This window comes from Escherichia sp. E4385 (assembly GCF_963883145.1).
Lineage (GTDB): Bacteria > Pseudomonadota > Gammaproteobacteria > Enterobacterales > Enterobacteriaceae > Escherichia.
In genome coordinates, this window is record NZ_CAWOOJ010000009.1 from 1 (window position 1) to 22,026 (window position 22,026).

18 protein-coding genes and 4 pseudogenes are annotated in these 22,026 nt (G+C 50.0%); 4 read left to right on the top strand and 18 right to left on the bottom strand.

Annotated elements, in window-relative coordinates; genetic code table 11:
• The 18 genes and pseudogenes from AACS80_RS08055 to tssB all read right to left on the bottom strand — a co-directional run.
• On the bottom strand, positions 1 to 669 hold a 669-nt coding region (locus tag AACS80_RS08055; protein WP_445236443.1), incomplete at its 3' end, for a hypothetical protein.
• 323 nt (positions 670 to 992) lie between these two features.
• Positions 993 to 2,192: an STY4528 family pathogenicity island replication protein gene (locus tag AACS80_RS08060; protein ID WP_135410428.1), complete on the bottom strand. Its 1,200-nt coding sequence runs from the start codon at positions 2,190 to 2,192 to the stop codon at positions 993 to 995.
• Positions 2,189 to 2,716 (bottom strand): DUF2857 domain-containing protein, encoded by a 528-nt coding sequence (locus AACS80_RS08065; protein ID WP_135410429.1) that lies wholly within the window; start codon positions 2,714 to 2,716, stop codon positions 2,189 to 2,191. The genes AACS80_RS08060 and AACS80_RS08065 overlap by 4 nt, the downstream gene beginning before the upstream one ends.
• A gap of 102 nt (positions 2,717 to 2,818) precedes the next feature.
• Entirely contained in the window at positions 2,819 to 3,040 is a 222-nt protein-coding gene (locus tag AACS80_RS08070; protein WP_135410430.1) for a TraR/DksA C4-type zinc finger protein, read from the bottom strand.
• Positions 3,037 to 4,647, bottom strand: coding sequence for a ParB family protein (locus AACS80_RS08075; protein WP_135410431.1), 1,611 nt, complete (start codon positions 4,645 to 4,647; stop codon positions 3,037 to 3,039). The genes AACS80_RS08070 and AACS80_RS08075 overlap by 4 nt, the downstream gene beginning before the upstream one ends.
• Positions 4,637 to 5,989, bottom strand: coding sequence for an SPI-7-type island replicative DNA helicase (gene dnaB-PI, locus AACS80_RS08080; protein ID WP_135410432.1), 1,353 nt, complete (start codon positions 5,987 to 5,989; stop codon positions 4,637 to 4,639). The genes AACS80_RS08075 and dnaB-PI overlap by 11 nt, the downstream gene beginning before the upstream one ends.
• 75 nt (positions 5,990 to 6,064) lie before the next feature.
• Positions 6,065 to 6,940, bottom strand: a complete 876-nt coding sequence (locus tag AACS80_RS08085; RefSeq protein ID WP_135410433.1) for a ParA family protein — start codon at positions 6,938 to 6,940, stop codon at positions 6,065 to 6,067.
• A 181-nt stretch (positions 6,941 to 7,121) separates the two neighbouring features.
• On the bottom strand, positions 7,122 to 8,525 hold the full coding sequence (locus AACS80_RS08090; protein ID WP_135410434.1) for a VasL domain-containing protein: 1,404 nt from the start codon (positions 8,523 to 8,525) through the stop codon (positions 7,122 to 7,124).
• Positions 8,526 to 8,648: 123 nt separating this feature from the next.
• The gene (gene tssE, locus AACS80_RS08095) at positions 8,649 to 9,098 is read right to left on the bottom strand and encodes a type VI secretion system baseplate subunit TssE (RefSeq protein ID WP_130207931.1); all 450 of its coding nucleotides are present in this window, start codon (positions 9,096 to 9,098) and stop codon (positions 8,649 to 8,651) included.
• Positions 9,091 to 9,216, bottom strand: a pseudogene (locus tag AACS80_RS23940) (type VI secretion system lipoprotein TssJ); the annotation flags it as partial. The pseudogene AACS80_RS23940 and the gene tssE, both read right to left, overlap by 8 nt.
• Positions 9,208 to 9,336, bottom strand: a pseudogene (locus tag AACS80_RS23945) (type VI secretion system baseplate subunit TssF); the annotation flags it as partial. The pseudogenes AACS80_RS23945 and AACS80_RS23940, both read right to left, overlap by 9 nt.
• A 229-nt stretch (positions 9,337 to 9,565) precedes the next feature.
• Positions 9,566 to 11,161 carry a type VI secretion system protein TssA gene (gene tssA, locus AACS80_RS08105; RefSeq protein WP_135410435.1) on the bottom strand — a complete coding sequence of 532 codons (1,596 nt, stop codon included), beginning with the start codon at positions 11,159 to 11,161 and terminating at the stop codon, positions 9,566 to 9,568.
• Between the two features lie 101 nt (positions 11,162 to 11,262).
• Complete coding sequence (tssH, locus tag AACS80_RS08110; protein ID WP_138183737.1) at positions 11,263 to 13,902, bottom strand: type VI secretion system ATPase TssH; 2,640 nt, start codon at positions 13,900 to 13,902, stop codon at positions 11,263 to 11,265.
• Between the two features lie 176 nt (positions 13,903 to 14,078).
• Complete coding sequence (gene hcp / locus AACS80_RS08115; RefSeq protein WP_024558534.1) at positions 14,079 to 14,570, bottom strand: type VI secretion system effector Hcp; 492 nt, start codon at positions 14,568 to 14,570, stop codon at positions 14,079 to 14,081.
• Between the two features lie 4 nt (positions 14,571 to 14,574).
• A pseudogene (locus tag AACS80_RS08120) lies at positions 14,575 to 15,252 on the bottom strand (OmpA family protein); the annotation flags it as partial.
• Positions 15,246 to 15,521 (bottom strand): annotated as a pseudogene (gene tssK, locus AACS80_RS08125) (type VI secretion system baseplate subunit TssK); the annotation flags it as partial. The pseudogenes tssK and AACS80_RS08120, both read right to left, overlap by 7 nt.
• 18 nt (positions 15,522 to 15,539) lie before the next feature.
• Complete coding sequence (gene tssC, locus AACS80_RS08130) at positions 15,540 to 17,087, bottom strand: type VI secretion system contractile sheath large subunit (protein WP_130207939.1); 1,548 nt, start codon at positions 17,085 to 17,087, stop codon at positions 15,540 to 15,542.
• Positions 17,088 to 17,120: 33 nt separating this feature from the next.
• On the bottom strand, positions 17,121 to 17,618 hold the full coding sequence (gene tssB, locus AACS80_RS08135; RefSeq protein WP_130207941.1) for a type VI secretion system contractile sheath small subunit: 498 nt from the start codon (positions 17,616 to 17,618) through the stop codon (positions 17,121 to 17,123).
• Between the two features lie 642 nt (positions 17,619 to 18,260).
• Here tssB and AACS80_RS08140 point away from each other — a divergent pair.
• The 4 genes from AACS80_RS08140 (at position 18,261) to AACS80_RS08155 (ending at position 22,010) form a co-directional block, all read left to right on the top strand.
• Positions 18,261 to 18,752, top strand: coding sequence for a hypothetical protein (locus AACS80_RS08140; RefSeq protein WP_138183738.1), 492 nt, complete (start codon positions 18,261 to 18,263; stop codon positions 18,750 to 18,752).
• Complete coding sequence (locus tag AACS80_RS08145) at positions 18,749 to 19,084, top strand: lysozyme inhibitor LprI family protein (protein ID WP_135410437.1); 336 nt, start codon at positions 18,749 to 18,751, stop codon at positions 19,082 to 19,084. Before AACS80_RS08140 ends, AACS80_RS08145 begins: the two co-directional genes overlap by 4 nt.
• A gap of 722 nt (positions 19,085 to 19,806) precedes the next feature.
• Entirely contained in the window at positions 19,807 to 20,790 is a 984-nt protein-coding gene (locus tag AACS80_RS08150) for a KpsF/GutQ family sugar-phosphate isomerase (RefSeq protein ID WP_135410438.1), read from the top strand.
• A 71-nt stretch (positions 20,791 to 20,861) separates the two neighbouring features.
• Positions 20,862 to 22,010, top strand: coding sequence for a capsule polysaccharide export inner-membrane protein KpsE (locus AACS80_RS08155; RefSeq protein ID WP_000905920.1), 1,149 nt, complete (start codon positions 20,862 to 20,864; stop codon positions 22,008 to 22,010).
• Positions 22,011 to 22,026 lie beyond the last annotated feature (16 nt).

A 22,026-nucleotide genomic window follows, 5' to 3' on the forward strand; every position in this document is an offset into this window, starting at 1 on the left:
AGTGTAGGAGCGCATATCATCGATGGCGTTCGTTACCTGAGTGTCGGTGTACGTATTGGCATCAACAATTTTTGAATCGGTATAGATATTAGCGTCAGTCTCAGCTTTATCGGCTTGCTGTTCAGTATAGGAACGATCAGCGGCAGATTTGCTATCAGTATAATCTTTTGATGCAGCATCGCCAGCATCAACATAACTCTGTTCAACCCCTGAACCGAAATTAGAAATAGAGTTGTCAACATAGCTCTTCATATCACTGATTTTTGAATCAGTGTAATCATTAGCATTAGATTCAGCAGTAGCACTTGTCGTGTCTGCGTATTTTTTTGCATTAGACTCTGCTGTAGATGCTTTATTATCTGCATATGATTTAGCTGCGGCATCGCCAGCATCAACATAACTTTTCTCTACCCCCGAATTATTTTCGACATACGATTTCATTTCATTATATTTTTGATCTGTATAATTTTTTGAAATATCAATACCTGTATTAACTGCGTCTGCGACGCTTCGCTCATCCATATTTGTACAGTTTTCATCCCCGCCGCCAGAACGAGTGCATTCGTTACGCCAGCGGATATGTCCTGAGCCATCCTCAGTAAAATCAGCCATCGCAGGGCCTGATAACAGTGCAGACATAACAAGTAAATAAATTTTAGAGTATTTCATTTAAACTTCCTTTTTCTATCAAAAAAAGAAGTAAACAAAAACTACGATGTTTTCCCCACAAAAAACCGTATTTGCATTTTTAGTATTTTTCAGGGTTACCTGCCACAAACCTCAGCAAGAAAAATTACAGATTAAATCTCATTTCCCTCCTGCCCTTAAACCACTATCAGTTCCTTAGTGTTGACACTGTCAACACTGGTCGTTTTATGACCTAAAATAACTACTACGGTTCTCGTCCATGCTTCGTCATATAAATACTAGCGACCATGATAATAAGGCATGTTTATTCTCCCTTGCTGTTGACACTGTCAACAGTGCTCACTTTATGAGCTGAAATAATTCCCCCTAATCTCAGCCATCACGCCAGACACAAACTCTCTCCGGGCGCGTTTGACCTCTTTTTTCTCATTGAGTGGTGGCACACTAACCGATGTCTGTTTTACAAGCGTATGCAGAACACGCGCATCTCCAACGTTAAACTGCCCTTCTCTCGCCCGTTTCAGGTTTGCCAGCAGATACGCAGTGACGTTCCTGACCTCTGTCGCTTTCATGCGGTCAGCCAGATCGTCCAGAATCCGCTGTCCCAGCCCTTCAGGTAACGCGCTAAGTTGCCGCTCCAGCATATCCCTGTCGGGCGTATTCAGCCGTTCGATTACCTTCGTCGACCACGACAACCGACTTTCGCCTTCTACGTACGTATCTTTTACACTCTGTGTAAAACTACGTACGTAACGGTTCGATTTTCGAACTAAGCCGCCATCCCTTGATTTCCGGCTTAGTTCGGAATCCGAACCCGGAAAAATATCCCCCTTCAGATGGCCCAGTTCGGATTCCGAACTCTGTGTTTTTTGACCGAGTTCGGTTTCAGAACCGTGAGTTTTCTTCTGCCGCGATGACACCATTTCCTGCGGAGTTTGTGGCGCGGATAACCGGGCTTCGATCAACGCAACGCGTGAGTGCCGGTGGCGCATACGAGTATCGGATTTCATGTCCTGCAAAACAGCCAGCGCAGTGAGGCGTATCGTTTTATTAGTGTGCCGGCAGGCATCAGCCACGGCATCAAACCAGCCGGGATCGAAGTATTCCGAATCAAACAGTCCCAGCGGTTCATCATGCTGAGCGTAGATATTGCCGCGAATACGACCTGATTTATCCCGGACACGCTTGCACAAGCTCAGCCACCCGGTCAGACGCAGCATTAACAGCGCCCTGCTGATTGTCTCCCGGGAGGCTTTATCCGAATGAGGAAGCGCGAGCTGGCACTGCAATTCGTCGTAGGTAGGAAAAACAGCGCCCTCGTTCTGTTGGGCGTACAGCCGGATCATCACCCACGCCATTTTATCCAGCGGCGATAACCGGCTATCCAGAAATAAACGCCGGGGAACGGCATCATGCACGTTCCCCAGAAAGAGCAATCCACTCTGCTCATTACTCTGCTCACCGGACTGCGTTTTTTGCTCAATCCGGTTTTGCATCTTTGCCAGCGTACGCTGGATAACATCATCGACGGGAACAGCAGTCATGAGGCAGCACTCCAACCTTTGGTTAGCGTCCAGACTGCGGTTAACGAGATATCCTGCTGCTCAGCGATTAACATTATGGCTTCCAGCGCATCCAGTGATTCCCGGTTGTCAACGTTCGATGCCTTCCACTGTTGCCACACCGCCAGCTCCTGTTCTTCTGTGGGGATCTGGCTGCGCCCCTGCCGTGTTACAACACCAACCAGGCGTCGCCGGGAGCTGACCTCCGTCGCCGTCAGACCGAAAAAATGCTGCATCAGCTCGATAGATCCACCCAGCGTTAACGCCCTGTCTATCCGCTGCGTCCGGGTCTGCTCACGACGAGCCTGCGCCAGCATGGTGTTAAGGTTGGTATGGTTGATACGAAAGGTTAGAAGAGATACCTGCGTATTTACCAGATAATGCAGATCTTCAACGGTTAAGCTGTTAAGTTCCTGAATCTCTTCCAGGGTTAACCCCATAGCTTCACAACGGCGGATATTGCCCGACTTTAGCTCCATAACTATCTGCGTTAACAATGCATTCATTGCGCACTCCCCTCATAAATAATCGCAATATCAACAGTCCATACCAGAAAACAAAGTAGGATAACAATCAACGATGTGGCTTCAGCTTTCATCGAATCCCCCTTATCCAACACGCCGCCGAAACTCGGCAATGGTCTGGCATTCAACGCACAGCCTGACACCAGAAATAGCTCTGCGACGGGCCTCCGGGATCGCATGTCCACAGAGTTCGCATTCAGCAGACGACATCGTCGGTGAGATCAACGAAGATCGAATGCGCTCAATCTGGCTATCGACCATCAGTTGGGTCACTTCCTGTGCCTCATCAACCCAGTCTGCTTTCATGCTGCACCCTCCCTGAATGTCTGGCGTTGCAGCTCACGTAAACGACGCACAATTCTGATCAACCGCAGAAATTTCACCGCGTAAACATCATCAAACAGAGGATCATCGAACGGGCCACTGGCACCAAGAAGGAACCCGGTCAAGGCTGATAATGGGGTATAAGTCACATCACCACACAATGCGCTCAGTAGCTCACCCTCAGGTGTTGATCGAAGGATATAACCCGTACTCAGAAAGGATTTATCCTCCAGAACCGTGCTCTCAATTCCCATCACCTCCGCCAGTTCAAACGACAGGCGAAACGCGATGTCCTGTAGATGTTCAACATCATCCTGCAAAGCCGGGATATGCCAGATATCGGTTACCGGCTCCAGCCCGTTCGCAGCAAACGTAATGGAATTTGCAGGTAGTTCCTGAAGCGCATCATCATTAACACCAGGCTCTGGCTCAGCACCCGGAAAAGTGTCTGGTAAATCAGGTGTTGAATTCCTGTTTAGGTTCCCATCATAAAGATCCAGCTGTTCTTCATCAGACTGTTGGTCAATATGGTCAGAGGAATCAGCTTCAGTAGCGGCAGGCTTTTTCCCCGATGGCCTGGAGTCAGTAGTGACGGATGGCAGCTCCTCAGCCGGTGGTGGTGAAGGCTCATCATTGTTTTTGTCTGCATCCAGAACATGCTGGGGAAGCGGCTCCGGCTCGCCGAACAATTTGCGACGGTTCTGTTCCTGCGGATCGAGTTCAATCAGCCAGCTATCGTAGGTCAGTTGTGGATCGGGCATAGCCTTCAACAGGGCCGCAATCAGTTCTTCTTTAAAAACATCGACAGAGTAGTGGTCCGGGTCATCAAAGGCGCGACAGACACCGCCGAATACATCGTTAAATTCCTGTTCCGGGGATAACGCAACGTTCTGACTGAAGGCTTGCCAAGCTTTTTCTGCCGCTGTTCGCAACGTAATTAGCTGGGCAATCTGAGGCCGTCCCATACCCGAATTAAGCAAATTGGGCATCCACGGCCATAGATATTCGATTGTCGCCACCATACGGCTGATATTCGAATGGTGAACCGGATAACCCGCTTCTTTCAGCAGGTCGGCCAGCTCGCGCTGACTCACTTCACGCCCCAGTTGTTCCTCGTAAATAGCCCGTGCCTTCTCGATACCGAAGGCTTTTTCAATAAATGACAGCTCGCCACGCACATCATTCTCGGCCAGATGCCCGATGACACACTGCAAACGCCCGGGCCACGGTTTCACGATGCACTGAACACGGCGAAAACGCTCATCGCCTGTTTCTGCATACAGTTCCGTCAGAATGGAATAGCGAGTGTTGCCGCCGTCGCTGAAGATATAAACATCCTCCGGGCTTTCCGGATCTCTGGTGACTTTTGGCACCGAATCAAGCCCCCGTGCGCAGATCGACGCTTTGATATCGTCATACTTCGGATTACGGGAAGTACGGGGGTTATCGGGATTCGGGCGCAACTGCTCCAGCGTCAGAACCATCGGCATCTCATTGACCGGCAACACCACGGCGGCGCTTTCAGTATTTGGGGTACGACCACGCTGGAGTAGCTTTTCGCCCAGTTGGCTAGGTTTCTTAGAAGTCATAGCGACCTCCAATGAAATCCTCGAAACGGGTAATCTCCGCCTGATATTGCACCTTTATTGTGCCGATAGGCCCATTGCGCTGCTTGCCAAGAATAATTTCAGCCACACCAGGTTCATGCGTATCGGCGTCATACACTTCGTCCCGATAAACAAACATAATCAGATCGGCATCCTGCTCCAGCGCCCCGGAGTCACGCAAATCGCCATTATTCGGGCGCTTATCTACCCGACTTTCCAGTGACCGATTGAGCTGTGACAACGCCACCACCGGACAGCCAATTTCTTTCGCCAGCGCTTTAAGCGAGCGGGATATCTCCGCAATCTCCTGCGTCCGGTTCTCCTGCCCCGGGCAGCGCATCAGTTGCAGATAATCCAACAGGATTACGGATGGATGGCCGTATTTACGGATATTTTTTCTCACCCGGGAACGCAGGAGCGCCGGTGTCATATAGCTGGAATCGTCAATCACCAGCCTGTCTTTCCAGTCTTCAAGCAGGACTTTCATTGCTACACCGACCCGCGCCCAGTCTTCATCCTGCATATCGCCATTGCGCAGATGTTGCAGAGGCACACGCCCCAACATGGCGGTAAATCGCATCAGCAGCTGCTCGGTAGGCATTTCCAGGCTGTAGACCTGCACTGCCATATCCGGGCGCTCGTTCAATGCACCTTCGCAGAACGCCAGCCCGAGCGCGGTTTTCCCCATCGACGGACGGCCAGCCAGGAGAATCAGATCACTGGACTGGAAGCCGCTGGTCATACTGTTAAGTTGCGTAAAACCGGTAGGTGTACCGGTAATCAGGTCCTCACTACCGCAACGTTGCTCCAATCGGTTAAGGAAGACTTCAAGTGAAGCAGGTAAATCAACGTCACCATCCGGAGATTGCTGTTCGGCAATAGCAAATATGCGGCGCTCAGCTTCATCCAGTAACACCATCAGGTCACTTCTGACATTGCTGGCCTGCCCGACCAGATCGTACCCCAGTGCTAGTAACTGACGTTTCTGGCCGTAGCTAGCAACATACTCCGCATAAGCCACAATATTCGCTGAACTGGGCGTATTTTTGGAAAGTTCGGCGAGATAGGCAAAACCGCCGCACTGTTCTAATGTGCCCTGCAGCTCCATTGATTCCGCAAGCGTGATCAGATCGATAGGCTTGTTCTGAAGTAACAACGTCTGCATCGCAGAAAAAATCATGCCATGCGGTCGTGAATAAAAACAGTCAGCAGAGACAATCGTCGCAATATCATCCCAACGATCGTTATCAAGCATCAAACCGCCAAGGACGGCCTGCTCGGCGCTGATTGAATGCGGCGGCAATATCTGTTCTGTGTTATTCATGCAGGCCTCCTGTGCTACGACATTCGACCAGAGCTTTATTCAAACGGGCCAGCCAGGACGGGGAGAATATTTTCATTATCTATCCCCCTTCGGCTGGTTTTGCAGTACCACATCAAAGCGGTCGCGCCATTCAGGGAATAATTCACAGGCCAGATAATGCATGGTCTTCGCAGCTGGTAGACTTTTCCGGTCGGTCTGGTATTCAAGACGGTGAGCTGGTTGCCCCCTCGTATGACCAAGCTTGTAGACTTCAAGGTCGTAAATTTGCGTTTCAAGCAGAGTGACGGGGGGAATATCTGCTTTGCTATATGCTCCATCAGCAATAATCGTGGTTAACGCACTCAGTGCTTCTTCAGCCAGCAGGGTGTAGTCCATACAGTTGACCAGGACTTTCATTGGCGGCAGAGTAAGACCAAACCCACGATAAGGCAGAAGTTCCTCCATTAGTGTCACTGTTCCTCGCAGGAACTCCCTGACATCCGGGACAACCGGTTTTACCATCGCCACTGCCGTATGTGTTGTTGCCAACAACACCAGTTCCAGCATGATTGAACGCGCGCCCTGTGAATCAATGATGATGGCATCGTAAGCAGCAAACAGCGGATGCTGGAGTAAGTTGCGCAGACGAATTCTGCCATCCGGCGCATGCATCATCGCCGTCTTGAGTTGTTCATGGGGATCGTTAGAGATAATCAGGTCAAGATTATCGATGCAGGTCTGAGAAATCAGTTGCTCGGGATGGTTGAGATCTACGGTCTGCATCAACATTTCGTAAAGACCGCATGGGGCTTCATAGCGTAAGGAGTAGTAACTGGAGGCAGTTGGCTGGGCGTAGTCGCCGTCAATCAAAAGGGTTTTAAGACCTGCGTCGGCACAGAAGCCAGCCAGGTTAGCGGAGTGAGTAGATTTACCTTCACCACCTTTGGTAGAAATTACTGAAATTACATGCATATAAGTCACCTGTGTACGATTTACAGGTAACAAACGTTCTATGCGTGTTTAAATCAGGGATTGAAAATCCCCGTGTCCTTGGTTCGATTCCGAGTCCGGGCACCACTATTCATAAGGCCTCGCTGCAAAGCGGGGCTTTTTCTTTTTCTGGCTACGGTAAATTTCAGATCGTTGCTACAGGTCATTCGTAATCGTTAACGCCTTTTAATTTCAAAGCATTCTGTCTAATGTCGGCATATCTGGCGATGAGCTGTTTCAGATGCATCTCTGCCTCAGCCCCTGCGGCAGGAGGAAGTGGTTGTCCTGCCGACAACTGTTCCAGTATCCGCAGTTGCTCTTCAGCCGGTATGGATTGATTAAAAGACTGTATCGTTGAAAACACCACTGACTTCAGCTCACTGACCGTCATGTATTTCCCCTTATGCTCATCCAGTCCGTTTAGTCGTTCACTCAGTTTCTGTAGCGTAACCATTCCCTGATGCCAGCCATTCAAATTTTCTGTCGGCAACGCAGCGACATTAAATTGTTGCTGCCACTGCTGTATCAGGGGCTTTGCGCGCTCCGGCCATATCACCTGGGCCTGTTCGACAAGCTGCCTTTCCCGGGTTATGAGCCAGTCCGGCGGTAGCTTGTCCAGAAGCGAAAGCTGCTGTTGTGTTTGCGTAATTAAAGCTTGTGGCAACGGAGATTGCTGACGCAATAAATCCAATTGTTCAGACGTGAGTACTGCGGGTAACGGTGCCAGAGAGGCAGTAAACTGGGTTTGTAACGGGTCCGGCCGATGCAAAAACTGCCACGTCCATAGCGTTGCTGCACCTATCACCAGCATGGTACACATCCCACCGACAAAAGATTTCCATTTTTTTACTGGCTCAGGTATTGCCGGCAGTACCTCCACGTTCGGCTGTGTAACGTACACCCATTGCACTGCACTGTCTGGCGCCCGGATATCTTCAAACGAACGACCAGTATGGGAACCTGTTGTTATACCCACGTCATTCATGACCGGAGCATGCGAAACGATACCCGACTGAATTGTCGCCCCTGTACAGATTGTGTCATCGCTGTTCTCCAGCCTGACAGCGTTGTTATGTATCAGGGTACGCAATGTATCCAGCTGACTGAGATGTCTGAGTTCCAGGCGCTGTAAAACTGCCCCCAAACGGGTAAGCAGTTGCTCTGCCCGATACAGTTGGCTAAGGTCGCTGTATTTCAGCGGAAGTGAGCGCATCCGTTGTTGCAAACGCTGGCTCAGATTACTGAGGATCTCAATCCGAACATGGACAGGCTGTGGCCAAAGCACACCCCACTGATGGCTTATCAGAGCCTCCAGTATTGCCAACCCTTCATTCAGACCAAACAATCCGGCCAGCTGCGTACGGGCCAGCGTATACCAGGCCGCAGTCTGCAGCTCAACACCATTTTGCTCAAACAGTGAGAGACACAGTTTTTCAGCATAACGCCAGTTCACATCAGGACGTGCCGGATGCGTTAGCTTATTGAGTTCATCACACAAAGCGGCATAATCCGGTAGCCTTCGCGGGTCACCGCCGGTTTTAATTCTACGTGGGGTAATGTCATTCATGACCAGTTATCCATCTGACGTACTTGCGGTTATAGAAGATGATTGTTTATGCAGCTTGGTGTTCTGCATATTCAGGGCGTAGCAGATACTGACGGGGTTAGGGAGAAACGCTAAAACCAGACCTTAAATACGAGCTGCCGTGTCGAGATACTGCTGTTTCAGGTGTCTCAACAGGACTCGCCCTTCAGGCATAAATTCAGTGCCATAACGCACCAGACCAACATCTTTGAGTTCAGCGTCAATGGCATAGCACAGCTCGCCAGGGACTGCCTGTTCCAGCAGAACAACGGTTATTTTTTTCAGACGCGGCTCATATTTGAGCAGTACGGTAGATAACGTCCCCATCATTTCATGCGCCGTCCCCGGCATTCCCTGGAGAATTTTGGTCATATCCGGTAGACCATAGTCCGGCAGATGTGCCAGCGTGCCGGCACGACTGTTAAGAATGCGCTGCATATTGTCCAGTACAGAGAGGATTATCTGGTTCTGCTCGCTAACCTGATTCAGATCCAGACCTCCGGTAAAATTCCCAAACAGGGTTTCATATAGCGACGGACGCGGAGTGTCATTCATCTTTCAACGCCTTCAGAGTCAACCGTTCACTTCCTGCTTCAATGATTCTGGCTGAATCCGGGTCAAGGTCGTCACGACTCAACACGATCCGCCAGGTGTTATTCACCTGATCCGGAGTGCCGACCTTATCCAGGTCTAACATCGCTGCCCGGTCCGGATGATTGTGTGCAAACTCTTTCGCGGCTTCACGCAGGTAGCGCATTTCTGCGTCGTAATAACGCGGGGTTAAATTTTCCATAAAATAGTTACTCAAAATATAGGAAACAATGTTTTCTTCCCCAAAAGTGGAAGTTATCTCACCACTTCGCGAGTAGTCAGAGACATAGGTTTTATCTCCTCATTTAAAATCTCAAATTCAGTAGTTATTTTTCTGAATGACTGACCAGATAAAAAATGTGAGAAAGTACCTTGCTATAAATTATGAGCCACGCTTATTCATCCTCCTTTTATCCAGCCAATAACTTTCTCTAACCACATAACACCGCGGCCCGCGCCGGATCGAGCTGAATCAGCCCGCCTAGCAATTTTTCCATAGCAGGCCCGAGGCGAATCTTGTCAGCCTCACTGCGACTGGCTTTCAGTCTGAGGAGTTTCAGATGACGGGCCTGTACCTCAAACAGCAGCTCGGGTTCCCAGTCGCTAAGGGCCACTTCTGTGGCACGCTCACCCAGCTCTGCAAACAGGTGCACCGCGAGCTCATTTTTTCCGTACTGTTCTGCAATACGCCCCATTAGCAGGCGCAGCAGCCACTGCTGCCGCGCAGTGGCGATGCCTGGTCGATGCTGTAACCAGCTCAGTGCCGCATCCGGGCTTTCGCTGTCCGCCAGCGCCACGGCTTCCGACTCCAGAGCCAGAATGTCGTCATTCACTTCGGCCATACGGGCGGAAGGCGTTTCTTTGCCCCACCCAGCGGTGGTATCCAGTACGCTCTGCTGGATCCAGTTCAGCGTCACTTCATCAGCAAACGGCGTACCGTCACTGAATGCCAGCGTCTCCAGCCCGGATAGCCGGGTCAGTAGCCCCTTCAGATCAGCGGCAATAATGTCAGCCACTATCTCCTTACCGGACTTCGTCAGCGCCTGGTGGATATACCATTGCAGATCCAGCCACAGGTGGTTAGCACCGCGGGAAAAAGTACTGTCTGCCGTTTCCAGAATTTCAGCCCAGTTTTGCTGCAGGTACAGACGTTTGAGCAACGCTCGCTGGTCTGCTCTTGGGGGTTCGATGCGAGTTCGCCCCTGTGCATCTGGAGCCGGAATAGCCTGCAGGGTATCGTGACGCAGACTTTTCATCAGATGGTGCGCCGACAACCAACCGTCGGGCTGTTCGCGCAGGTATTCGCTGAGTGTGCGCGCCTGCGCCAGCAAATCCTGACCGGAAGTGATTCTCCCGATAGCTGGGGCATCGCTGTGACTCGCAGTGGAAAGTGTCTCAGTAGTACTGGCGTTCTGCGGTACAACTGCATCCACACCGCCCGCTTTCTGCAGGCGGTTTTCCAGCGCACCATACAGCGCGTTAAGTTCTGGGCGGGTTTCATCCGGCTCATTTTCGGTGAGCTGCGCTATCAGCAGCAGCGCACCGATGGTGCGCTGCGCATCTTCCCTGACCACTTCCGGATACAGTGAAAGAGAATCCGTCATGCGTGAACCTGCCAGCCACTCCAGTGCTGCCTTACGGCTGCGGTTGCGCTGTGGATGCAGTTGCACACCGAAACGGTCTATCAGACCCGCCAGCAGTTCGAGTCCCTCTGCCAGCCCCTGCTCGCCTTCACGATGCAACCTGGCCCAGCAGTAATACGTCGCCACACGAATGTCTTTAGCGGTGGTGGTGAGCACTTTCTCCGCCAACTGGCAGATAAGCTCAGTATCCGCCCCGGAAAGTTTGTTGACCTCCTCGCGCATTTGCTGGAAGCCATCGTCATAACCTGGGTCATCCCCCACTGATGACTCTCCGGGTAACGGCTGCAGCCAATTGCTCCACTGCACCACTCGCTCACGGGTAGCGTCAAGGAGTGTCGTCGGCTCTGTCTGACAGGCGCTAACCAGGGCATTTAACGTGCTCATCAATTGACCTCCACCGCATCACGGTTCGTGCTGGCGACCGGGTCTGTCACTGCCACTTTCGCCGTGCTGAAGATGGTATCTGTCAGACTCATAAGGTTCCTTCAGTCATATTTAAACTCCAGCACAACCCCTTCTTCATCATTCCACCCCAGCGTCAACGACGCTGGCTTTTGTTTCGCCGCCATATGAGTCAGCAATTGCTGACTCAGCACCGGCAGAATTTGTTGGTTGAGTAAGCTGTCGACATTGCGCGCCCCGGTGTCCGGTAACAGGCAGGCTGCGGTCAGCGCGTCGTACAGACTTTCGTCAATCAGCGTGGTCAGGCCGTAGTGGCGCTGTAAGCGCTGGCTGACCTGGGAGAGTTTCATCTCCACAATCGTGTGCATGGCTGCTTCTGCCAGCGGACGGTAAATCACGGTCTGGAAACGGGCGAGCAGCGCAGGCTGGAAGTGGTCGCGCAGTATCGGGCGCAGCAGTTCGTGCAGGTCTGCCTCGGTGGCTTCCGGTTGTTCGTCCAGCAACTGCATCAGGTGGTCGCTACCAAGGTTGGAGGTCATCAAAATAACGGTATTGCGGAAGTCAATTTCTCGCCCTTCGCCGTCGCGCATAAAACCACGATCGAATACCTGATAGAACAGATTCATCACGTCACGGTGCGCTTTTTCGACTTCATCGAGCAGCACCACACTGTACGGACGCTTACGTACGGCTTCGGTAAGGATGCCGCCCTGGCCGTAGCCGATGTAACCAGGTGGAGAACCTTTCAGCTGGGAAACTGTGTGTGGCTCCTGGTATTCCGACAGGTTAATGGTAATCAGCGATTTTTCGCCACCGTACAGCACATCCGCCAGCGCCAGCGCGGTTTCAGTTTTTCCTACACCGCTTGGACCAACCAGCAGGAATACACCCTGTGGACCGTTCTCAGAGGTGAGGCCAGTTTTAGCGGCGCGCAGGCGCCGGGCGATGGCTTCAAGCGCAATATTCTGACCGACTACACGTTTACCGATTTCATTTTCCAGGGTAAGCAGTTCAGTCTGTTCGTCTTTCATCAGCGAAGAAAGCGGCACGCCGGTCCAGTCGGCAATCACTGTTGCAACAGTGCGCACATCCACATCCACCGACAACAACGGATTGCCCTGCTGTAAACCGTTCAGCTCCTGTTGCAGGGCATGCGTTTCGCTCTGACGGGAAATGTCCTGGCGGCATTCCCGTAGTTGTTCAGTAAGTTTCAGTTCCTGGCCGTACTGGGTTTCAAGTTCGTGGAGTTCAACGATGACGTTTTTCTCTTCCTGTTCGATTGCCGGCAAGCGTTCTCCGTGATTTTGATTACCGACGGTAATGTCTTCCTGTAGCGCTTGTCTCTCCATTTCAAGAGAGGTAATCCGGGAACGGATACGGGTCAACTGTTCGGGTACGGTGTCGAGACTCATACGCACGCGAGCGCTTGCAGTGTCGAGCAGGTCAACGGCTTTGTCCGGGAGTTGACGGCCTGTCAGATAACGTCGGGATAACGTAACGGCAGCGCACACCGCATCATCAGTGATGTGCACATTATGATGTTCGGCATAACGGGATTTCAGGCCACGCAACATCAGACAAGCCGTGTCGTCGTCCGGCTCGTCAACTTTCACCATCTGGAAGCGGCGTTCGAGTGCGGCATCGCGCTCAAAGTATTGTTTATACTCAGACCAGGTCGTCGCGGCGATGGTACGTAACTCACCGCGCGCCAGGGCAGGTTTCAGCAAATTGGCAGCATCAGCACCACCAGCCTGGTTACCTGCGCCGATGATGGTATGGGCCTCATCGATAAACAGCAAGATAGGTACCGGAGACTGCTGTACAGCATTAATCACGTTTTTCAGGCGCTGCTCAAATTCCCCCTTCACTCCCGCCCCCGCCTGCAGCAGCCCGAGGTCAAGAGTGCGTAGCACCACCGGTTTGAGGGATTCAGGGACATTACCGTCAGAGATTCTGAGCGCCAGACCTTCAACCAGTGCGGTTTTCCCGACACCTGGCTCACCGACCAGGATTGGGTTATTTTTTCGGCGACGAGAAAGAATGTCCACCATCTGGCGGATTTCACTATCGCGGCCAAATACCGGATCAATTTTACCTTCACGCGCCTGGGCGGTGACGTCATGGGTGAATTTATCCAGCGCATTCTGCAGCGCCGGACTCAGTTCCCCATCTTTCATCTCACTCCCTACTGGACGCCCAATAAACTCCACGTCCCCACCGTGGCTCCCCGTAATTTCGGCTTCCTGCTGTACCTGCGCTCGCTCGTCTGACTGGGCATCCAGTAGCGGGCGCAGGCACTCTAACTGGCTCTGGCCCAGAGTCAGCAATGGCCACAGACCATCGCAGCGCACCAGCTTCTGTTTAGCCACCAGCGCCATCAGCAGGTGGTGACTTCGAATCTGTTCTTCTCCCGCCAGTGAGGCAATCAGCCAGGCTTGTTGCATCAATATCTGGATATTTTCTGAAAGCTGCGGGCGATGGCGCACCGAGCGCGGTTGTTTGTCGAGCCAGGCAAGCAAATCTTGCCAGAGAGTGTCCATGTCCCACTCGTAGCGGCGTGCCAGCACTGTGAGATCCCCCTCGCCCTGCTCAAGAAGTTTCAGCAGCCAGTGCTCTGGCAAAATTTCCGCATGCGCGCGAATCTGACAGAGTGAAGCCGCGCCTTCCATCGCACGGGCGCAATAAGGATTCAGACGTCGCAGCAAAATGGCTGGATTTTCCATGAATATCTCTCTTTGTCGGTTTCTGAACACACTACCGCCCCTCGCTGTTTTCCGTGAGGAAGACCAAAGCGCATACGGTCGTGCTGACAGATTGTGGAGTTTTTGCTGAAAGCCCGTTGGCTTCAGACGTTCAGCAAAAACAAAAAACGGACAGAGAAACTCTGTCCGCTCGTGGCTTAGGCGGTGGCGCGTTCGTTCCAGGAATCGGAATGAATGATGTTGCCGTCTTTGTAGGTCCAGGTGATTTTTTCGTAACGCAGTTCAATGCGCTCAAGGTGGTTGTGCTTCTCTTTAGAAGGATCCTTGATGTCATACATTTCAGGATTCACCTTCACCACTTTCACGTTCTCAAGTTTGGTGTTGAAGTACTCCACTTCCTGGCCTGCGTCGTTGATTTTGTACCACTTGAATTCGGCAGACTTGAGGGTCTGACCGGTGGTCACTGCCTTGTACAAGTACGGGCTGGAGGAGTCGATTTCCTTGGTGAACAGGAACGGAGTATGGATACGGGTGCCGGTCAGTTTGCCTGTGTTGTTATCAGTCGGGATGTACAGGTTGTGTTCCTGAGCCACGACTTCGATGCTGCCTTCACGATCCTGAACGTCCACAGACCCTTTGATGTCCGCGCCGCCATCGTCCTTCAGCCAAAGATAAACAGGTATTGCCATGGAATTACTCTCCATTATGTTGTGATGCGCCATCATCCTGCGATGACGCCAGGGTGTGTCCAGGTATCTGACAGGCATTAGCCTGCGGTACCAGACTGATTTCGACACGCCGGTTGAGCGCACGGCCCTCTGGGGTGTCATTGGTTGCGACCGGACGGCTTTCGCCATAGCCCTGTACCGCAAAACAGCTCTCCGGTACGTCACCGGTTTCATGCATCCAGACGCGCACCGCTTCGGCACGTTTCTGAGAAAGCGTCTGGTTTAGTTGTGCGTTCCCGGTGTTATCCGTGTGGCCAGCGACCACAATCAACCAGCCCGGTTTTGCTCTGACTCCCACCAGTGAATTAACCAACATTTTGGTGGACCCGGCCTTCAGCACCGATTTGCCGGAATCAGATAGCGACATACTGTCGAGGCGGATAATCTTCTGCCCCGGGACGATTTTTTGGATAACAGGTGAAGAGAACGACGGTGGTGCCAGGTCATCCATGACGGCTTCAATAACAGGTACAAGACGCAGTCCCTGATACAGTCCGAGGCGATAACGCACAGGCTCACCGCGACGATGCCAGTCATCCAGCAGTGCACCATCAGCGCGCAGACGCTGTTGGGCCTGGAGTTTAGGTTCTGCCGGTGTGTCAGTAAGATGGTGGTATAAGGCAAGGTGGTCGCCGACATTGCGACGGATAAATCACAAACCGGAGGAAGATTATCCGCCAGGTCGGTATCAACGATCGTGCCATCCTGGAAACGTACCACCAGACGGGTAGCATTTAGCCGTGACAGCGCCAGGGCGGCGGTGTCAAATTCAGCATTCACCACGCCCCAGGGATGGGAAATCCCCATTCTTGCAACGGTATCGGCAACGTGCGCATTCCAGCGGGCCTGCTGCTGGAACTGTTGCGGGGCCAGCGCAGCCCCGTCCTCCCAAAGTGGGCGAAAAATTTTCATCCTTGATTTCCCCTCGCCTTACGACTTGGCTTTTGGCATCTGGGAAACCAGTGATAAGTTGATGTCCATCCCTTCCACCTGGAAGTGGGGGATAGCAAAGAGTTTCACGCGGAAGAAGCCTGGGTTATCCCCGATATCTTCCACCAGCACTTTCGCGTCACGCAGCGGGTGAGAAGCCTGCAAGTCATCGCCCGGATCGGTCATTTCTGTCACAAGACCACGAACCCAGGTATTAAGCTCCAGTTCCAGCAGACGACGATCCTTGGTTGTACCAATGTTTTCCCGTTGAATCAGCTTCAGGTAATGAGCGATTCGCGACAGCAGGAAGATGTACGGCAAACGCGCATTGATGCGGCTATTTGCAGTGGCATCAGCAGTGTCGTAGAGCGCAGGTTTTTGCGTGGAGTTCGCCGAGAAGAAACAGGCATAATCGCGGTTTTTGTAGTACGACAGGGGAATAAATCCAAGATTTGCGAATTCAAATTCGCGGGTTTCCGGGATCATCACCTCTGACGGAATTTTTACCTGATTACCCGTGCCGAGATCATACAGATGAATGGGCAAGTCCTGCACTGCACCACCGGCCTGTGGGCCACGGATTTGCACGCACCAGCCGTTGTTGATGAAGCTTTTCACCATGTTGGCCGCAAAAGCGAAGGAGGCATTGGTCCACAGGTATTTATCGTGATCCGGGCCTTTTACTTCTTCAACATAGTTAAAACTACGTACCGGTACTGTGTCCGGGCCATACGGCAAACGGCCCAGCACGCGAGGCATGACCAGCCCCATGTATCGGGAGTCATCCGTATCCCTGAAACTTTTCCATTTAATGTACTCGGCGCGATCAAAGTAGTTACCAATATCTTTGATGGCCGCGACCTCTTCCATTGACTCTTTCAGGAAAAATTTCGGCCCCGCAGAACCGATAAAGGGCATATGTGCCGCAGCAGACACTTTCGACAAATTACGCATCAGCGCCACGTCCTGCGCAGAAGCATCAAACTCGTAAGAGGAAATCAGCGCGGCAATCGGCTCGCCGCCCGGAGTGTCATACTCATCGATGTATGTGTGTTTGTACAAACCACTCTGGATAATTTCCGGGCTATCTTCAAAATCCTGGCGCAGGTCTTCTTTAGAGATATCCAGCAGTTCAACTTTCACGTTCTGGCGGAAATCGGTTTTATCAACCAACGATTTCACGCCCCGCCACAGGCTTTCTACCGCCTGAAAGGCCTCATGATGCATAACTGCATCAAGTTGACGACTTATCTGGTAATCCAGTTCAGCGATATGGTGGTCAATCAAATTTTTGTCGAGCTTTTCAACTTTAGAGCCGGATTTAGTCAGACATTCCAGGAACACTTGCATCCCGGCCGTTAAACGTTCATCCGCGGTCGCATCCGACATCGCCTGTGCATCCTGCCAAATATCCAGTGCACTCAACTCTGAGACTGGGCTCAGATTAATTTTTTCAAACAGGGACGCATAAACTCCACTTGCCACAGGACGTTCAAGGACCACACTCTCGCCAGCAGTGGCATTCTCATTATTTACAGACATCAACATATTCCTTATTAATCCGTTAAATCGTCATGACCGTTATGGCTGTTTTGGGGCCAGGGCTGAGAGTTCGGCTCTGAGTTCTGCGCTTAATGCCGGGTCCAGCAGAATATTTTCCAGTTCTTTGCGGAAAGCCTGGTTATCCAGAAGATTTGCTTTTAAATCACGAAGTAAATTACGCATGGAAAGCATGGCCTTCAGCTGCGGTATTTGCCTGGAGACTTGTTCCGGGGAAAAATCCTTTATACTGCGGAATGTCAGTTTGATGCTGTCTTCGCTATCGTCATCAGCAAGCGTATTTTTAACGATAAGATTTACTTTTGGGGAATAATCAAAAAGGACTGCATCAAAGTTATTTTTGTTAAGATTAACTTTTTTACGTTCTGATAATGGCGCGGATTCCTGACCATTACTAAAATCACCCGCAATAAGTAACTTAAGGGGTAATTCCATTTTTTTGCTTGCGCCACCTGTATGCAGTTCTAATTTTAGATTAATACGGGCCTTCGGGATCTCCCGCTGGAAGCTGTCACTCATAGTTCCCTCACGTAATTCAGTTAAAGTCAAATTAACAACAATATTTCCTTAACCAGATACTAGGGCAATATCAATTTCAAAAAAACAATATAGATCAATAAATTGAGTATAAAAAACAATAAGAAATCTGCCAAAAAACAAAAATAATTTCAGACATATCAAGCAATTAAAAACGACTCTATACATGTTCTGAATTATATTTTCATTACGTAACTACATTATTTTTTATACCCTAACCAAGATTGTACAAAGTGCGAAATGCTGACTTATTATATAACAACATTCTTCATGATCCTCAGGCGGCAGTCCTGAGTGTTTTTGCGATGTAATATCGAAGTAATTCGTTTGTATATAAAACATATCACTAAAGTAAACCGTGAATATTCACCGTGCACTGGCATTTTCTCTTTGCACGCTCCAGCTTAAAGTCAAACCAGTTTCTATTAGGTTAAATACCGTAGAAAGAAGGTTTACTTATTAATATTTTTATTTCAGGCAATCGGAATTTTGCATTTTTGCATCCAGAAACCTCTTCAGGAATACTCTGATTAAGCATAAACATTGATGCAGCGCAGCAAATTATTTATTTTCACCACTTATATTCACATAGACATTGTAATTGCACAGTAAAAGTAGGTACTTATGCGTAATGGAGTATTTCGGATTAGTAAGTATTTGGTTGTTATTACTGCGATATCCTGTATGTATACCGGATTTGCATTTGCAACGAACGTCACATTGAACTCTGTCCAGGTAAAACATCTGAATAGTGTTATCAATCGTGAGGTAAAAGGGACGAATGACCGTAATTTTGTCAATAACAACTGGACTGAAGCTCAGCGCGTAGCCGAATTTATTTGCCGACCGCTCGCACTAAAAGAGCTGCAGAAGCAGTATCCCGACGTAGATAAGGTTATTTTCGATCAGGGAAAACATAATATGCAGCGACTGATCTCACCTGCACTACTGACAGGCAATGGCCAGTACCGTAGGGGGATTAGCTGGACGCCGTTTCACTACGAATGTCAACTGTCAGTAAAAACCGGGGAAGCAACAGGATTCAGGCTGACGAGAAACAGAGCCCTGACCATGGCTCCTGGGCCAGTTATCCGATCTGAAGGAGCCAACCAGTGAAAAATATACTTACGGCATTTCTCATCATTACGTTGCCTGTTTTCTCTGTCACGGCAGCCAGTTTTGACTGTCGGCTGGCCCGCAGTGCGGATGAAAAAGCGATTTGTGCATCGCGTACCCTCAATGACATGGATGTGGAGATGAGCGTTAAATACAAATTTCTCCACGGGCTTTACGCAATGGGTGCCGCCGGGGAACTAAAAGAATCACAGGCACAGTGGCTGACAGAACGACGCCGTTGTGGCAGTGACAAACCCTGCCTGAGAGAAATATACAGAAAGCGCTTAACAACGTTGAACCATCTTTATGACGCGATTAACAAACCACTCTGAATCCAGAGTGGGCTCGTTGGTTGTTGGAAGTGCCTTCATGCGAGGCACTTCCTTATCAGTGTGCACAGTTATTGGTTAGCGAATGATAATCCCCATCATTATTTTTTAATTTAATAATAGTTTCCACAGAAAATATATGCGGTGATAAATGCGCCCCTGTTTAATTTAAAAACATATTTGTCGCCATAAATAATCAAGCGCAAAACTATCATGCTGGTCAATATTCACCGCAAAAAAATTGTTATTCTCTTCTGCTTTACAGGGGGATTGTCAACCTGTTTATTATATTCAGCTTAAATAGTTAATCACAAAATATCATCGCCATTACTGACGTGTTTTATTTATTGATAACAGTGACATACGTTCTATTTTTATAAGCAAACAATCAATCGCTAAATTGTTTTTCGACTTAATAGTTAATCGCGAAACATTTTAATGATTGATAAAAATCCTAAATTCCTTGTTCATAATGTAGGGGTGTGTTAAATAGGTGGGCAAAATTTGGTTCCCCCTTCTCGCCTGTAATATTGCAGCATCTTCGCACTTCCACGAGACATTGCGACTTAATAAGAAGGTGATAAGCCCAACATAAGCACATGGGCTGACCATGGTTTTATATTCATTAAAACACTTTGTTATAAGCAATTGATTTAATATCAATAATTTATTGTTGGTTCGGGTTTGTTGTGACTATGGCATTATTTCCGAGCAAAGGAGTTGATATGTCTGAAAGACATTTCCCTGATGACCAGAGCAGTACTATCGATCCATATTTAATTACCTCGGTTTGCCAGACTCTGGCAGAACAAGGTGCTGCATTACAAAACTTGTCCAAACAGTTGGATTCCACTCAGTACCAGCGTGCTCTTGAATTGATAATTAATTGTAAAGGACACGTTATTCTTTCGGGAATGGGTAAATCAGGGCATGTTGGTCGAAAAATGTCTGCGACTCTGGCCTCTACGGGTACGCCGAGTTTCTTTATTCATCCCGCAGAAGCTTTCCATGGCGATCTGGGCATGATTACGCCTTACGATCTTCTGATCCTTATTTCTGCCAGCGGCGAAACAGATGAAATCCTGAAGCTCGTCCCGTCACTGAAGAATTTCGGCAACCGAATTATCGCCATTACCAATAATGGAAATTCCACGCTGGCGAAAAATGCCGATGCCGTGCTGGAACTCCACATGGCGAATGAAACCTGCCCGAATAATCTTGCACCAACAACGTCTACCACGCTGACCATGGCGATCGGCGATGCGTTGGCGATTGCCATGATCCACCAACGCAAATTTATGCCGAATGATTTTGCACGCTATCACCCGGGCGGTTCATTAGGCCGTCGCCTGCTGACCCGCGTTGCGGATGTCATGCAGCATGATGTCCCTTCGGTTCATCTGGATGCGCCCTTTAAAACGGTGATTCAACGTATCACCAGCGGTTGCCAGGGAATGGTGATGGTAGAAGACGCAGAAGGCGAGCTGGCGGGCATTATCACCGACGGTGACCTGCGTCGCTTTATGGAAAAAGAAGATTCTCTGACATCCGCCACGGCGGCGCAGATGATGACGCGTGAACCGCTGACGTTGCCAGAAGAAACCATGATCATCGAAGCGGAAGAAAAGATGCAAAAACACCGCGTCTCGACGTTATTGGTGACCAACAAGGCGAACAAAGTCACTGGTCTTGTGCGCATTTTCGACTAATTAAGCAACAGGGCGCGAGAGTTAAGTCTCTCATTGAGTTTGCGCCCCACTGAAACTCTGATAATCGTTACATGTTGATAAAAGTGAAGTCTGCCGTATCCTGGATGCGTGCTCGTTTGTCTGCCATCTCACTGGCAGATATCCAAAAACACCTGGCGAAAATCATCATTCTGGCACCGATGGCAGTGCTGCTCATCTATCTGGCTATCTTCAGCCAGCCTCGCTATATGAGCGAATCGAAAGTTGCCATTAAACGCTCAGATGATTTAAACAGTGGCAGCTTAAATTTTGGTCTGCTATTGGGTGCCTCTAACCCGAGTTCCGCAGAGGATGCGTTATATCTGAAAGAGTACATTAACTCTCCAGATATGCTGGCAGCGTTAGATAAGCAACTGAATTTTCGCGAAGCGTTTAGCCACAGCGGGCTCGATTTTCTTAATCATCTTAGCAAGGATGAAACCGCAGAAGGCTTCCTGAAGTACTACAAGGACCGTATCAACGTCTCGTATGACGATAAAACCGGATTGCTCAATATTCAGACGCAGGGCTTTAGCCCGGAGTTTGCGCTTAAGTTTAACCAGACCGTGCTGAAAGAGTCAGAGCGCTTTATCAATGAGATGTCACATCGCATTGCGCGTGACCAGCTTGCCTTTGCGGAAACGGAAATGGAAAAGGCACGCCAGCGTCTGGACGCCAGCAAAGCGGAACTGCTCTCTTATCAGGACAACAACAACGTTCTGGATCCACAGGCACAGGCACAGGCAGCGAGCACGTTGGTGAATACGCTGATGGGCCAGAAGATCCAGATGGAAGCGGACCTGCGGAACTTGCTGACGTATCTGCGTGAGGACGCCCCGCAAGTTGTGAGTGCGCGTAATGCGATTCAGTCATTGCAGGCACAAATCGATGAAGAAAAAAGCAAAATCACAGCGCCACAGGGTGACAAGCTAAACCGTATGGCGGTGGATTTTGAGGAAATCAAATCAAAAGTAGAGTTCAACACCGAGCTCTACAAACTGACGCTGACCTCCATTGAAAAGACCCGTGTAGAAGCGGCTCGTAAGCTCAAGGTGCTGTCTGTGATCAGTTCGCCACAGTTGCCGCAGGAATCCTCTTTTCCAAATATCCCTTATTTGATCGCCTGTTGGTTACTGGTGTGCTGCCTGTTGTTCGGCACCCTGAAACTGTTGCTGGCTGTTATTGAAGATCACCGAGATTAACGCTGTCGCTGAATGA

Excerpts from the sequence above, each read along its gene's own strand:
- AACS80_RS08085 (WP_135410433.1), bottom strand. The coding sequence starts at position 6,940 with ATGCATGTAATTTCAGTAATTTCTACCAAAGGTGGTGAAGGTAAATCT.
- AACS80_RS08075 (WP_135410431.1), bottom strand. The coding sequence starts at position 4,647 with ATGACTTCTAAGAAACCTAGCCAACTGGGCGAAAAGCTACTCCAGCGT.
- tssC (WP_130207939.1), bottom strand. The coding sequence starts at position 17,087 with ATGTTGATGTCTGTAAATAATGAGAATGCCACTGCTGGCGAGAGTGTG.
- AACS80_RS08090 (WP_135410434.1), bottom strand. The coding sequence starts at position 8,525 with ATGAATGACATTACCCCACGTAGAATTAAAACCGGCGGTGACCCGCGA.
- hcp (WP_024558534.1), bottom strand. The coding sequence starts at position 14,570 with ATGGCAATACCTGTTTATCTTTGGCTGAAGGACGATGGCGGCGCGGAC.
- tssE (WP_130207931.1), bottom strand. The coding sequence starts at position 9,098 with ATGAATGACACTCCGCGTCCGTCGCTATATGAAACCCTGTTTGGGAAT.
- tssH (WP_138183737.1), bottom strand. The coding sequence starts at position 13,902 with ATGGAAAATCCAGCCATTTTGCTGCGACGTCTGAATCCTTATTGCGCC.
- AACS80_RS08065 (WP_135410429.1), bottom strand. The coding sequence starts at position 2,716 with ATGAATGCATTGTTAACGCAGATAGTTATGGAGCTAAAGTCGGGCAAT.
- AACS80_RS08060 (WP_135410428.1), bottom strand. The coding sequence starts at position 2,192 with ATGACTGCTGTTCCCGTCGATGATGTTATCCAGCGTACGCTGGCAAAG.
- AACS80_RS08070 (WP_135410430.1), bottom strand. The coding sequence starts at position 3,040 with ATGAAAGCAGACTGGGTTGATGAGGCACAGGAAGTGACCCAACTGATG.
- AACS80_RS08155 (WP_000905920.1), top strand. The coding sequence starts at position 20,862 with ATGTTGATAAAAGTGAAGTCTGCCGTATCCTGGATGCGTGCTCGTTTG.
- dnaB-PI (WP_135410432.1), bottom strand. The coding sequence starts at position 5,989 with ATGAATAACACAGAACAGATATTGCCGCCGCATTCAATCAGCGCCGAG.
- tssA (WP_135410435.1), bottom strand. The coding sequence starts at position 11,161 with ATGAGCACGTTAAATGCCCTGGTTAGCGCCTGTCAGACAGAGCCGACG.
- AACS80_RS08140 (WP_138183738.1), top strand. The coding sequence starts at position 18,261 with ATGCGTAATGGAGTATTTCGGATTAGTAAGTATTTGGTTGTTATTACT.
- tssB (WP_130207941.1), bottom strand. The coding sequence starts at position 17,618 with ATGAGTGACAGCTTCCAGCGGGAGATCCCGAAGGCCCGTATTAATCTA.
- AACS80_RS08150 (WP_135410438.1), top strand. The coding sequence starts at position 19,807 with ATGTCTGAAAGACATTTCCCTGATGACCAGAGCAGTACTATCGATCCA.